Annotated in this window: 15 protein-coding genes; 10 read left to right on the top strand and 5 right to left on the bottom strand. The window is 44.9% G+C overall.

Translation table 11 applies throughout. From position 1 onward, the window contains the following. The 10 genes from HUU58_15750 to HUU58_15705 all read left to right on the top strand — a co-directional run. On the top strand, positions 1-222 hold a 222-nt coding region (locus tag HUU58_15750; GenBank protein ID NUN47128.1), incomplete at its 5' end, for a hypothetical protein. 10 nt (positions 223-232) lie between these two features. Further along, a complete protein-coding gene (locus tag HUU58_15745; GenBank protein ID NUN47127.1) occupies positions 233-1,447 on the top strand; it encodes an aminopeptidase P family protein in 1,215 nt (404 codons plus the stop codon). Between the two features lie 21 nt (positions 1,448-1,468). After that, positions 1,469-1,939 carry a transcription elongation factor GreA gene (gene greA / locus HUU58_15740; GenBank protein NUN47126.1) on the top strand — a complete coding sequence of 157 codons (471 nt, stop codon included), beginning with the start codon at positions 1,469-1,471 and terminating at the stop codon, positions 1,937-1,939. Positions 1,940-1,942: 3 nt separating this feature from the next. Further along, complete coding sequence (locus HUU58_15735; protein ID NUN47125.1) at positions 1,943-2,176, top strand: hypothetical protein; 234 nt, start codon at positions 1,943-1,945, stop codon at positions 2,174-2,176. A 9-nt stretch (positions 2,177-2,185) separates the two neighbouring features. Next, complete coding sequence (gene bshA / locus HUU58_15730; GenBank protein NUN47124.1) at positions 2,186-3,343, top strand: N-acetyl-alpha-D-glucosaminyl L-malate synthase BshA; 1,158 nt, start codon at positions 2,186-2,188, stop codon at positions 3,341-3,343. Beyond that, positions 3,340-4,077, top strand: a complete 738-nt coding sequence (locus HUU58_15725) for a hypothetical protein (GenBank protein NUN47123.1) — start codon at positions 3,340-3,342, stop codon at positions 4,075-4,077. Before bshA ends, HUU58_15725 begins: the two co-directional genes overlap by 4 nt. Position 4,078: 1 nt before the next feature. Continuing rightward, positions 4,079-5,218, top strand: a complete 1,140-nt coding sequence (carA, locus tag HUU58_15720) for a glutamine-hydrolyzing carbamoyl-phosphate synthase small subunit (protein ID NUN47122.1) — start codon at positions 4,079-4,081, stop codon at positions 5,216-5,218. A gap of 3 nt (positions 5,219-5,221) precedes the next feature. Continuing rightward, positions 5,222-5,578 carry a CZB domain-containing protein gene (locus HUU58_15715; GenBank protein NUN47121.1) on the top strand — a complete coding sequence of 119 codons (357 nt, stop codon included), beginning with the start codon at positions 5,222-5,224 and terminating at the stop codon, positions 5,576-5,578. Between the two features lie 51 nt (positions 5,579-5,629). Then, the gene (locus HUU58_15710) at positions 5,630-6,466 is read left to right on the top strand and encodes a dienelactone hydrolase family protein (GenBank protein ID NUN47120.1); all 837 of its coding nucleotides are present in this window, start codon (positions 5,630-5,632) and stop codon (positions 6,464-6,466) included. 115 nt (positions 6,467-6,581) lie between these two features. After that, positions 6,582-7,727 carry an aminotransferase class V-fold PLP-dependent enzyme gene (locus HUU58_15705; protein ID NUN47119.1) on the top strand — a complete coding sequence of 382 codons (1,146 nt, stop codon included), beginning with the start codon at positions 6,582-6,584 and terminating at the stop codon, positions 7,725-7,727. Between the two features lie 68 nt (positions 7,728-7,795). Here HUU58_15705 and HUU58_15700 read toward each other — a convergent pair whose 3' ends face one another. From HUU58_15700 to rpe, 5 genes are all read right to left on the bottom strand, one after another. After that, the gene (locus HUU58_15700; protein ID NUN47118.1) at positions 7,796-8,029 is read right to left on the bottom strand and encodes a hypothetical protein; all 234 of its coding nucleotides are present in this window, start codon (positions 8,027-8,029) and stop codon (positions 7,796-7,798) included. 175 nt (positions 8,030-8,204) lie between these two features. After that, positions 8,205-9,755 (bottom strand): N-acetylmuramoyl-L-alanine amidase, encoded by a 1,551-nt coding sequence (locus HUU58_15695; GenBank protein ID NUN47117.1) that lies wholly within the window; start codon positions 9,753-9,755, stop codon positions 8,205-8,207. Continuing rightward, on the bottom strand, positions 9,752-11,020 hold the full coding sequence (gene purD / locus HUU58_15690) for a phosphoribosylamine--glycine ligase (GenBank protein NUN47116.1): 1,269 nt from the start codon (positions 11,018-11,020) through the stop codon (positions 9,752-9,754). The genes HUU58_15695 and purD overlap by 4 nt, the downstream gene beginning before the upstream one ends. Positions 11,021-11,044: 24 nt before the next feature. Then, entirely contained in the window at positions 11,045-12,061 is a 1,017-nt protein-coding gene (locus HUU58_15685) for an FAD binding domain-containing protein (protein NUN47115.1), read from the bottom strand. Positions 12,062-12,130: 69 nt separating this feature from the next. Beyond that, positions 12,131-12,662 (bottom strand): ribulose-phosphate 3-epimerase (gene rpe / locus HUU58_15680; protein NUN47114.1); only part of this gene is annotated, 532 nt, incomplete at its 5' end.

Raw genomic sequence — 12,662 nt, 5'->3', positions numbered from 1 at the left:
AGCGATGTGCTGAAAAAAGATTCTATGATGTGGGCATTGCATGGCGGCGAAGATTATGAGTTATTACTTACCATGTCTCCTAAGGAATTTGTCAAAGCAAAGAAAATATTAAAAACCAATATTCACGCCATCGGTACGATCGTCGCCGGCACATCGGTAGTGATCACCGATGCATCAGGCAATCGTAAAATCTTAGAACCGGCGGGATTTCGACATTTTTAACGAGGATATTATGGCACAATCAACTGGTAACATCAATGAGCGCATTGAGAGAATACAAAAAGATATTGCGCGTAACGGGTACGACGGGTGGCTGCTGTACAGTTTTAGAAAAAACAATCCGGTCGCATCTAGCATTCTGAGCATACCGGAACATTTGACACAAAAGCGCCGATTTTTTTATTACATTCCTGCGCAAGGTACACCCAAAAAACTTGTTCACGGCATAGAGCGTTATGTTTTGGATACGTTGCCGGGTGAAAAAGTGATCTTTTCCAGTTGGCAGGATCTTGAAGCCGGATTAAAGGCCGTCACCGCAGGGCATAAAAAAATTGCGATGGAATATTCGCCTGAATGTAACATTCCGTATGTGGCTATCGTGGATGCCGGTACAATCGAATTGGTCAGAAAAACCACGCAAGCCGAAATCGTTTCTTCCGCCGATCTGGTTCAATATTTTGATTCGACTTGGGATGATCAGCAATTGCAATTGCACGTCGAAGCCGGTAAAGCCTTGACGGATATCATTCCGCAAGTGTGGGGGTTTATTCGTGAAAAAATAACCGGTCGCCAAAAAGTCACCGAATACGATGTACAGCAATTTATTCACAACCAATTTATCGAACGCGGGTTAACCACGGGCGACTTGCCAAATTGCTCTGTCAATGAAAATGCCGGCGATCCGCATTATGAGCCGACAAAAGATCATTGTAAAGAAATCCATGAAGGGGATTTGGTGCTCATTGATTGGTGGGCCAAGAAAAATCATCCGCGCGGCGTTTATGCCGATTATACGCAGATGGGTTTTGTCGGCAAAACGGTACCCGAAAAATTTGCCAAAGTGTTTGATGTGGTTGTCGGCGCACGCGATGCCGCGATCGCTTTTATAAAAGAAGAAATCGCCGCCGATCGTCCGCTTCCGGGTTGGAAAATCGATGATGTTTGCCGTGCGCATATCGTCCAGCATGGTTATGGAGAATATTTCATTCACCGTACCGGCCACTCGATCGGTGAAGAAGTGCATGGCAACGGCGCCAATATTGATAATCTTGAAACCAAAGATAATCGCCGCATTATTCCGCGTACATGTTTTTCGATCGAACCCGGAATTTATTTTGTAGGCGACTTCGGCGTGCGTACCGAAGTGAATGTGTATGTCGGAGACAAAAAAGATGTTTTGGTGACCGGCACACCGATGCAATCATCCATATTCCCTATTTTAGCGTAACGAAAAGGAGTCTGTCAGCGAATGTCCAAGTTCTATGTGACCCACGAGGGTTTATTAAAGCTCAAAGAAGAGATTCAACATCTTAAAAATGTTAAACGTCCCGAAATTGCCAATCGTGTCCAGGTGGCGCGGGAGCACGGGGATCTCAAAGAAAATGCGGAATATCATGCGGCCAAAGAAGAGCTGCAGTTATTGCAAAGCAAAATCAATGAAATGGAAATGAAAGTGATGAATGCCGTCATAGTCAAAGAAGACGAAATTCCCACTGACAAAGTATATATCCTTGCGACCGTTGATTTGCAAAATGTTAAAACCAAAGAAAAACTGACTTATACGTTAGTTCCGGATAATGAAGCCGATTGGGAAAATAACAAACTATCGGTGAATACGCCTATTGCCAAAGGATTGCTCGGAAAAAAAGTCGGCGATGTGGCCAAAGTCAAAATTCCGGCCGGTGAACTCGAACTCAAAATCATCAAAATCAGCCGATAAATTATGAATGAAGATACGTCACAACCGGATATACAAGATGAAGAAACATCCGGCGAAGCCGCATCCGATACGCGTCGCAAACGTATGTGGCAGATTTTTGGTTGGTCGGTCATCGGAGCGCTCCTTCTTTTGATCGTGCTTAACCTGTTTCAGTGGGCGTCACCGGAAATCAATCAGTATGGTCTGCCAGTGATCGTTGTGTTATACGTCGTATATGTTTTTTTTAGAAAACGGTAGATTGATTATATGAAAATAGGCGTAACGTGTTACCCGACGTATGGCGGCAGCGGTGTCGTAGCGACCGAGCTGGGCATCGAACTTGCCAAGCGCGGCCATGATATTCATTTTATCACCTCCGATATTCCTTTTCGTCTCAATACGTTTCGTGACCGCATTTATTTTCATGCCGTCGAAGTGATGAATTATCCGGTATTCGATCATTCGCCGTATTCGCTTTCATTGGCGGCACGTATGGCTGAAGTCGCGGAATTTGAGGATTTGGATTTACTGCATGTACATTATGCCATACCGCATGCGCCAAGCGCGTATCTGGCAAAACAGATCATCCGAAAAAACAATCGCATCAAAGACTTAAAAACCGTCACGACGTTGCACGGAACGGATATTACATTGCTGGGCATGGATCGTTCGTTTTTAAATCTGATTAAGTTCAGTATTGACGAAAGCGACGGTACTACGTCGGTGTCAAAATATCTGCGTAACCGCACGTACGGCGAATTTAAGCCCAACCGAAAAATCGAAGTAATACCCAATTTTGTTGATACGGAAAAATATCGTCCCCACGATAAACCCGAAGACAGTTCACATGGTTTTTTGAGCCGCATCACGCCCAATCACGAAAAACTGATCATGCACATCAGTAATTTTCGTCCGGTCAAGCGTGTCGGTGATGTGGTGAAAATTTTCGCCAAAGTAAGAGAAAACATTAATGCCAAGTTGCTCTTGATCGGTGACGGTCCGGAGCGGCGCATGTGCGAACAGCTGGTTCAAGATTTCGGATTGGATGAGCATGTCGTTTTTCTGGGTAAACAAGAAGCGGTTGCTGAATTGATTTGTTGTGCGCATGTTTTTCTTTTACCAAGCGAAGAAGAAAGTTTTGGCTTGGCCGCACTGGAAGCCATGGCGGCGGGTGTACCCTGTGTCACCTCCAATGCCGGCGGACTTTCGGAAGTGAATATTCACAACGAAACCGGTTATCTCGAAAAAATCGGCGATGTCGATGCGATGGCTGCGGATGTGGTCAAAATACTTACGGATCAGGAATTGTACCAGCGATTTCGCGCCAACGCACGCCAACGGGTTGTTGATAATTTCGGTACGGACCGTGTCGTGCAACAGTACATAGATTATTATCAAAAAGTCATCGAAGGCAAAAATACGTGATCGCTCCGAAGCATATCATGATCATGGCGCACCGCGGTGTGACATATTCCGGGTTTCCGGAAAATTCGTTACCGGGTTTTCAGGCTGTCGTGGATGAAGGGTATGACGGTGTCGAACTGGATGTACGCCTGACGCGCGATAAAGAGCTGGTGGTCTTTCATGATATTCGCCTAGACCGGCTTACGACTACAGGGCGCGGCATGGTGCGAACCAAAACATTGGAAGAGTTGAAAAAACTTACGTTGCGATCGGACCGTGTTCAAACAGGCATCCCTACGCTGAAGGAAGTGTTGACGGTTTTTCAAGGTAAACCTGTTTTTGTAAATATCGAAATCAAAAGCGAAATGCCCTTGCGCGGAAAAATCGAAGAACGGGTCATTGATTTGATATACAATATGCATATGCGCAAACAAGTGGTGATTTCGTCATTCAATCCCCTTGTCGTCAAAAAATGCCAACGCATTGATCCCGACATGCGCATGGGTTTTATTTATGAAAAACGGTTGCCCAACCTCAATCATCGCTTAGCTAAAGGGCTTGTTGTAGATTCATGGCATCCCAATTCCGTCGGTGTCAATGCATTGCTGATGGAGCGAGCCTGGGAAGCGCGTTGCGCAGTATATCCCTGGACGGTCAATGATGAAAAAGAAATGCAGCGCATGATCGATCTCGGTGTGGACGGATTGATTACCGATTACCCCAACATTGCAAAAAAAATATTACAGAGGATATAAGGTGAATTCAAACAAAAGCAAAGCATTGCTTGTGCTGGAAGACGGCACATTTTATGAGGCGCGGTCTTTCGGTGCGGATGGCGAGGCGACCGGCGAAATCGTATTTAATACCAGCATGACGGGTTATCAGGAGATCGTCTCCGATCCGTCGTATTACGGCCAAATGATCGTCATGACGTATCCTTTGATCGGTAATTATGGGATCAGCGACGAGGATTTTGAATCGCGTGGACCGCAAGCCAAAGCGTTGATCGTCAAAGAAGTTTGCGATTATCCGTCCAATTGGCGTTCATCCCACTCGTTATCCGACCTGCTCAAAAAGAACGGTATCATGGGCATTGAGGGTTTGGATACACGCGCTATCACGCGCCATATCCGCAACTTCGGCGCGATGCGTGCGATTATTTCGACGACGGACACAAGCGTGCAGCGGTTATTGGAAAAAGTGAAAAATGCGCCGCGGATGGAAGGTGCTAACCATGTGGATGCCGTAACTTGTAAAACTAAATATCAATGGTCTGAACCGAATGCGGAAATGTGGCAGTTCCGGGAAAATATTACGGGAACTCATCCGTATCGAATTGCGGTATATGATTTTGGCGTCAAACAAAATATTTTGAGAAAATTTGTCGAACGCGGCTGCGTGGTCGAAGTATTTCCTTCCAAAACAAAAGCGGATGAAATTTTGGCAAGTAATCCGGACGGAATATTTTTATCCAATGGACCCGGCGACCCGGAAGCCGTTGACTATGTCATCCCTGAAATCAAAAAATTTATCGGTAAAAAACCGGTATTCGGTATTTGTCTTGGTCAACAATTGCTTGGAATCGCTTTAGGTGCAAAAACATATAAATTAAAATTTGGCCATCGCGGAGCGAATCATCCCGTAAAGAATTTAGCCACAGGGATCATCGAGATTACTTCGCAGAATCACGGTTTTACCGTTGATCCTAAAACGTTGAATGAGAAAGAAATCGAACTGACTCATTTCAATTTATATGACGGCACACTCGAAGGATTTCGGCATCGGGAGTTGCCGCTTTTTTCCGTCCAGTACCATCCGGAAGCCAGTCCCGGACCGCATGACAGCGATTATCTTTTTAATCAATTTATGGATCGCGTAAAAGCGGATAAGAATTGATTGATGCACGCGCTGTTGGAAGAAATAGAAAATGCCATCGCGGCTCACGAGCTGTGGAAAGAACGTCTCATGGCGGCGATTGAAACCGGGCATAGTGTGTGGGCTGTGGATAAAGTGTCCGTTGATGATCAATGCGCGTTTGGGAAATGGATTCACATGATCGAAACGGATTACAAAGACGATCATTTTTACACTACGGTTCGCGAATTGCATGCGCATTTTCATAAAATAGCCGGTATCGTTTTGAATCTGGCTCTAAGCGGGTTCAAAAAGCAAGCCACTGAAATTTATCAGGGCGAATATCAATTGGCCTCGCAACATCTTCTCTTTGAATTGCACGCTTGGAAAAAATCCTTATAGGTTTTACAGTTTCTCTGTTAAAATATTAACCCTAACACAAGGAGTGCGCGTATGAGAATCCATCGTATCGCCGTCATGGCTTTGGCTGTTTTGATGAGCTGTCAACCGGCCAAAAAAGAACCGGCAAAAGCGGAAGCAACGACCGTCGCGGCTAAAAACATTACGGGTGAAGAGATCAGTTATGCGGCGGATAATATTACCATGAAAGGTTTTATCGCCTATGATGCAGCGCAAACGGGCAAACGTCCCGGTGTGATCGTCGTGCATGAGTGGTGGGGTCACAATGAATATGCCCGTCAACGCGCTAAAATGCTTGCTGAAATGGGATATGTGGCTTTAGCGGTAGATATGTACGGCGATGGAAAAAAAGCAGAGCATCCGCAAGACGCCGGAAAATTTGCATCCGAAACCATGAAGAACTTCAAAGGCGCTAAAGCACGTTTTGAAAAAGCGGTCGAAACATTGAAGAATAATCCTAATGTGGACGCATCCCATATCGCGGCTATCGGATATTGTTTTGGCGGCGGCGTAGTACTCAATATGGCCCGTCAGGGTATTGATATGAAAGCGGTCGTGAGTTTTCACGGAAGCCTGGGTGCAGCAGAACCGGCGAAAGAGGGGGTAGTGAAAAGTCGTGTCCTGGTATGTAATGGCGCTGCCGATAAATTTGTTTCTGAAAAAGATATCGAAGGTTTCAAAAAAGAAATGGATGCAGCTAAAGTCAACTATGCATTCAAATCCTATGACGGTGCCGTACACGGCTTTACCAACCCGGCGGTTGATTCACTGGGTAAAAAATTCAATTTACCTTTAGCTTATAATGCTAAGGCTGACGCCGATTCATGGGCGGATATGGCAGCGCTTTTTAAAGAGGTGTTCGGTAAATAGTTTTATATTTACGAATAACGATTGTCCCAAAAGTGAAATATTTTATTCCGTTTTTATTTAACGGGTACGTATTAGAACTTTTGGGACATTTTTATAAAAATCATTTGGAAATATTATGACCAAAAAACTACCGCTGCAAAAGCATCTTTTTGATATCCCTGATGAGGTGACCTTTCTCAATCATGCGTTTTTTGCTCCACAACTTCGCGCTATGACCGAAATCGGTTTACAATCGGTACGTGCCAAATCGTCACCATGGAATTATACGCCACAACATTGGTTTGAAGATGGCGAGACGCTACGCGGGCTTATCGCTCAGGTTGTCGGCGTAGCATCGGATGATATGGCGATCATTCCTTCAGTAAGTTATGGCATGGCGATAGCGGCAAAAAACATAACGGTGCGTTCGGACCAAAATATCGTGGTTTTGCACGAAGAGTTTCCGTCGAATTATTACGCATGGTATTATAAAGCAAAAGATTGCGGTGCAGCGCTACGGGTCGTACATAGAACTAATAAGCTGAATTGGACGGAAGCCATCTGTGAGAATATTGATGAAAAAACAGCCGTAGTAGCCGTTCCTAATTGCCACTGGACGGACGGTGCCCGAATTGATTTGGAGCGTGTCTCGCAAAAAGCTCGTTCTGCCAAGGCTGCACTGGTTATTGATGCAAGCCAATCGCTGGGCGCATTTCCGATTCCTATAGAAAAAATCCGCCCTGATTTTTTGATTTCGGTAGGATACAAATGGTTGCTCGGACCTTATTCGTTGGGATATTTATATGTTGATCCGAAATGGCAGGAAGGCACTCCGATCGAATATTCTTGGCTCAATCGTTTTGGCAGTGAAAATTTTTCCCGGTTAATCGAATACACGGACAAATTTCGTCAAGGTGCGCGGCGCTATGACATGGGTGAGTTTTCTAATTTTATCAATGTGCCCATGGCCATCGCCGGATTACGTCAAATCATAACGTGGGAAGTTTCAGCAATATCCGAAAGCCTGCTTGATCTGACATCGTATGCTGCGCAAAGTGCACATAGTTTAGGTTGGGTAACGACTTCCGATAGTGAACGCATTCCGCATTTGTTGGGCATTCGTCATGCAACTTCGATGCCGTCTGACATCGGGCAGAAATTATCAGAAAACAAGATATACGTAAGTATTCGGGGAAACGCTATTCGTGTCGCTCCTTATCTTTATAATCAAAAAAGCGACATGGATCGTCTTTTTGAAGTATTAAAAGTGTATAGCCGCTGATAAAAAAATCCCGACGTGTTATACATCGGGATTTGAGAGGGATTTATGCTAACCGTAAAAACGGTGTTTTAGTTTTCAGCTGTTCTTTGTTTGCGGGGAACTTTAAGTGTTAGCGACGAAAATGAACGACGGCAACGAAAAACGAAAGCCACGTGATCATTTTCATTGTTATATCCTAGAAAATCGTAGTCATCCATATTTTCAGAATAATATTTCATTCCTAGTTCACGGTTTTTTTCATTAGCCGCAATGGATAAATGTTTACGTAGCGCTTCCGATAATACAGGTGTTGACTGCGTCATGTGAGTTTGCACAAACTATTTTATTCGAGAGTTGTATTTTTTCGATGATAAGAACCAATTACCATCATTCAGCGCTAACATACGCATATCTACGTAGGCTTCACAATACCATAAATACGGTATATTGTTAAGATTGATTTTATGAAGGCAGGGCTTGGCGGTTAGGTGAGAAAGATCAGTTGCTTCGCTCGTATATATCAATGAACGTTTTGATGCCGTCCACGATACCTTCGGAAAGTTTTTTCTGACCTGCTTCCGATTTGAGGAATTTTTCTTCGTCCGGATTGGATATGAATGCTGTTTCGACGAGTATCGAAGGCATGGAGGCGCCCATCAATACATAAAACGGCGCTTGTGTTACGCCGCGATTGGTGATGTCCACTTGTTTATCAATACCTTTGGAAACATAAGAAGCTAATTCTTCGCTTTCTTTGACGAAAACACTTTGCATGATATTGGCGAGAATAAATTTTTCGTCAGTAAAATCGCCGTAATGATGTTTATCGTCTTCCATATCAATCACTTCGTTTTCTTTTCGCGCGACAGCCAACGCTTCGGCATTGCGGCTTGGCGATAGAAAAAAGATTTCAAATCCATGGGCCTTACGGCTTTTATTGGAGTTACAATGGATACTGACGAATAATTTAGCGTTCTTTTGATTGGCGAATTGCGTACGTCCTTTAAGCGTGATGTACGTATCCGTATCACGTGTGTATTCGACAGGGATTTTTAGCCGCTCTTCAATGATCTTACCCACTTTGAGGGCAATGTTCAACGTAATATCTTTTTCTTTCGTCCCACCTTTGCCCGAAGCGCCATGATCTTTGCCACCATGGCCGGCATCAATCACAATTTTATTGATCTTCCATTGGTCTTTATCAATCGCACCGGTCCCTGATCCGCCATTGTCAAACTCCAGATCGCTGCTTTGATGAATGCGCCATGCGACGTAAATCTCATCCTTCTTATCATCCACGGAGATATCGTAACCGGCAATATCGGAATTAAGCTGAAATGAAAACTGTGTCGAGTTTTTATGCTGAAATATCAACGCTTCTTTGATCAGTTTGTACTGTTCGGATAGTTTGATGTCTTTGGCCAACAAGTCCGAATGATACCCGCCGGAGACCGTCACGTATAACCAGTTTTTATTACGCCAAATTTCAACGTCTGACGATTGAAAGCGCCCGTCCGTTTTGATGCGCATCAAAAGACCGTTTTTCTTCTTTTCGAAAATAACGTCTTTCAGGTTTGGGGAAATACTGACAGCCGAGGTTTTAATCGTATCTTTGATTGCCGGTGCGGATTTTGCGATTATTTTTTCGCCATTGATGACGACCGGCGTAGAGAGATATGCATTGATAGCGCTAAAAAAATAAACAGCCGGAACAAAGATAGCGCCATCTATGTACTGCGTGATAACCGGCATTTGTAAGGTTGTTTTTTCATCTACGACGACAAACGCATTTAAACCTGTGACTTTAAATTGGTGCTGATTGGAAGTAAACACCATTTTCTTTTTGGCGGTATTTTCAAAAAAACCGGCATCCAGCAGTGCGATCACTTCTTTAATAGAAACGTATTCCTGATCACCCGTGAAAACAGGTATGACTTCTTTGTTAGCCGTACCGTAACTGAGTTTCATCGGTGCTTGAGCCAACGCGATGACTCCGCCGATACTTGCTGCAATAATGGTGCAAAAAAATATATGGTATAGTGGTTTCATTTTTTTAGAGCACGATGTCCGATATCTTTGCGATAGAATGCATTTTCAAAATGAATTTCTCGCGTTACGGTATAGGCAGTATCCAAAGCTTTTTTTAGATCGGCGCCTGTAGCGGAAATGCCTAAGACTCTGCCGCCATTGGTGATAATGTTGTTTCCATTCCAATCCGTTCCCGCATGAAATACCGCACAATTTTCAGGTAATGGCGTATGTAATCCGTTGACGATTTTTCCTTTGGCGTACGCGTCCGGGTAGCCGCCGGAGGCCATTACGACACAAGCTGCATGGGCATCGCTTATGGTTACGGCGGACGGATCAAGATTGTTATCCGCGACAGATTGGAAAAGATCGACGATATCGGATGAGATCAGCATCATCAAAACTTGGCATTCGGGATCGCCAAAACGGCAATTAAACTCGACCACTTTGGGACCATCGGGAGTCACCATGATGCCGCAATATAACACACCTTTATACGTTCGACCTTCATGGGCCATAGCGGCCAGTGTGGGTTCGATAATTTCTTTTTTGGTACGTTCGATCACCACATGGGTGGCGACGGGTGCCGGTGCGTAGGCGCCCATACCGCCGGTATTTTTTCCGAGATCTCCGTCCAGTGCGCGTTTATGGTCTTGTGCGGCCGGAAGTACGACGTAACCCGTTCCATCCGTTACGGCAAAAATAGAAGCTTCTTCACCCTCCATAAATGCTTCAACGACGATTTGTGATCCGGCGGAACCAAATTGTTTGCCCGACATGATTTGATCCACCGCGTCAAGCGCTTCGGACGTGCTCATGCAGACGATAGCGCCTTTCCCGGCCGCTAATCCATCTGTTTTTACGACGCAGGGTTTGTCGTAAGATCGTATCCATGATCTCGCTTGATCGGCGTTATCAAATGTTTCAAAGGCTGCGGTAGGAATACCGTATTTTTTCATCAATTGTTTGGAAAAGGCTTTACTGCCTTCGATTTCGGCCGCTTTGGCGGAGGGTCCGAAAATCTTAAGTCCGCGTGATTCAAAAAGGTCAACAATACCCAGTGTGAGCGGAGTTTCTGAACCGACGACAGTCAAATCAATTGTGTGAGATGCGGCAAAATCAGCGAGTGCATGAATGTCTTCCGGCTTAATGGCAATACATTCGGCTAACGATCGTATGCCGGCGTTGCCGTTAGCACAATAGATTTTTTTAACACGCGGCGATTGGGCGATTTTCCAAACCAAAGCATGTTCACGTCCGCCGGACCCTATAACGAGAATATTCATAGATCTTATATGTGATTCAAAAAACTAAGCTAAAATTTCTTCCACGTAGGTGTTTTTTTGTGTCAAAACATTCAAAATACGTTTAACAAAAACGCGAACCATACGTTTTCGATAGGCCGGTCGGAAATTGGTCAAATCCAGAGGTTTGGCCTCCTGGTGTGCGATGTCAGCGACTTTTTCGATCAGGTCTTCGGTAATGGTTTGACCGGTGAGCATGTCCTGCGCGGCTTTGACTTCGTAGGGCATAGAAAATACGGCGCCTAAAACAATCTGCGCATCGCGGCAAATATTTTTATCATCCATTTGCAAACCGATCATAACACCGAGCATGGGGTAGTCAATGGTCTGTCGGCGGCGCAGTTTCATGTAAGCACCGCGAAACCCTTTTGGTAACACCGGTATATGCACTTGAGATAATATTTCGCCGGGTTCCAATTTGTTAAACTTCATTCCGTCGTTTTCATAAAACGCGCGCAGCGGTACGGTGCGTTGACCGTGCGCATGGACCAGTGTTACCGACGCATTCATCGCGTACAATACCGGTACAGTATCGCTTGAAGAAATCGCATAACAGCGATGACCGCTCGGAGCGACACGGCATACATCGCCTTCTTTTTTCAGACAATTATTGATGGCCTTACGCCAGAAATGCGATTGATTATAATAATAACAACGCGTGTCGAGAAGAATATTGCCGCCGATCGTGCCTTTGTTTTGTAAAAGCGGAGTTGCAATTTTACGTGCCGCATCGGAAAGAACGGGATAATGAGTGGTGATATGCGGGTGATGGCCGATATCCGTGATGGTTACCAAACTGCCGAGAGTGAGTCCTTTTTGAGGATCGTACTCGATTTTTTTCATCTCGGGAATATTACCGATGCCGATCAGCACTTGCGGTTCAAACAATTTGTTTTTCATGCTCGGAATGAGATCCGTACCGCCGGCCAAAATTTTGGCATGCGATTTATGCTGATCCAATAATTTGGCGGCCTCATCTAATGTCGCGGGCGCTGCAAATTCAAACGGAGGCAAAGGCATCATAAATTATACCCTTAAGCGTAGAACGTATTTTTAAAAATTATAAAATACTTGTTTTGATCGGCTCAAAAATTAAACGCCGGTTGTTGAAGCGTGTAGTTGTTTTAGCGATTGTATTCTGGACTTTGGATTTTCTGCGCCGAATACATACGAACCGGCTACCAGCACATCCGCACCGGCTTGAATAACTTGCAATCCTGTTTCATTATTTATTCCGCCATCCACTTCTATAAACACCTTACGTGAGCCCAGCATATTTCGCAATGCGCGTATTTTATGTGCCGCTTGGGGAATAAATTTTTGACCGCCAAATCCCGGATTAACGGACATAACAAGGATCAAGTCCACATCATCAAGTACGCACTGCAGCGTGTCGTGCGAAGTGGACGGATTGAGCACCACGCCGGCTTTAGCCCCGGATTGGCGTATTTGCTGGAGTGTGCGATGCAGATGAGGGCACGCTTCCTGATGTACAGATATGATATCGGCGCCGGCATCACGAAAAGCGGTGATATATTTTTCGGGTTCGACGATCATAAGATGAACATCCAGCGGAAGTTTGGTGATTTTACGGAGATGTTCGACGACCACCGGACCGATCGTA

It is taken from the genome of bacterium (genome assembly GCA_013360215.1).
GTDB lineage: Bacteria > CLD3 > CLD3 > SB21 > SB21 > JABWCP01.
The sequence above is the reverse complement of the archived record's forward strand: the minus strand, read 5'-3'. Positions and strand labels throughout refer to the sequence as shown.

Coding starts and splice junctions, on each gene's coding strand:
- HUU58_15745 (NUN47127.1), top strand. CDS start 233: ATGGCACAATCAACTGGTAACATCAATGAGCGCATTGAGAGAATACAA.
- greA (NUN47126.1), top strand. CDS start 1,469: ATGTCCAAGTTCTATGTGACCCACGAGGGTTTATTAAAGCTCAAAGAA.
- HUU58_15735 (NUN47125.1), top strand. CDS start 1,943: ATGAATGAAGATACGTCACAACCGGATATACAAGATGAAGAAACATCC.
- bshA (NUN47124.1), top strand. CDS start 2,186: ATGAAAATAGGCGTAACGTGTTACCCGACGTATGGCGGCAGCGGTGTC.
- HUU58_15715 (NUN47121.1), top strand. CDS start 5,222: ATGCACGCGCTGTTGGAAGAAATAGAAAATGCCATCGCGGCTCACGAG.
- HUU58_15710 (NUN47120.1), top strand. CDS start 5,630: ATGAGAATCCATCGTATCGCCGTCATGGCTTTGGCTGTTTTGATGAGC.
- HUU58_15705 (NUN47119.1), top strand. CDS start 6,582: ATGACCAAAAAACTACCGCTGCAAAAGCATCTTTTTGATATCCCTGAT.
- HUU58_15700 (NUN47118.1), bottom strand. CDS start 8,029: ATGACGCAGTCAACACCTGTATTATCGGAAGCGCTACGTAAACATTTA.
- HUU58_15695 (NUN47117.1), bottom strand. CDS start 9,755: ATGAAACCACTATACCATATATTTTTTTGCACCATTATTGCAGCAAGT.
- purD (NUN47116.1), bottom strand. CDS start 11,020: ATGAATATTCTCGTTATAGGGTCCGGCGGACGTGAACATGCTTTGGTT.
- HUU58_15685 (NUN47115.1), bottom strand. CDS start 12,061: ATGATGCCTTTGCCTCCGTTTGAATTTGCAGCGCCCGCGACATTAGAT.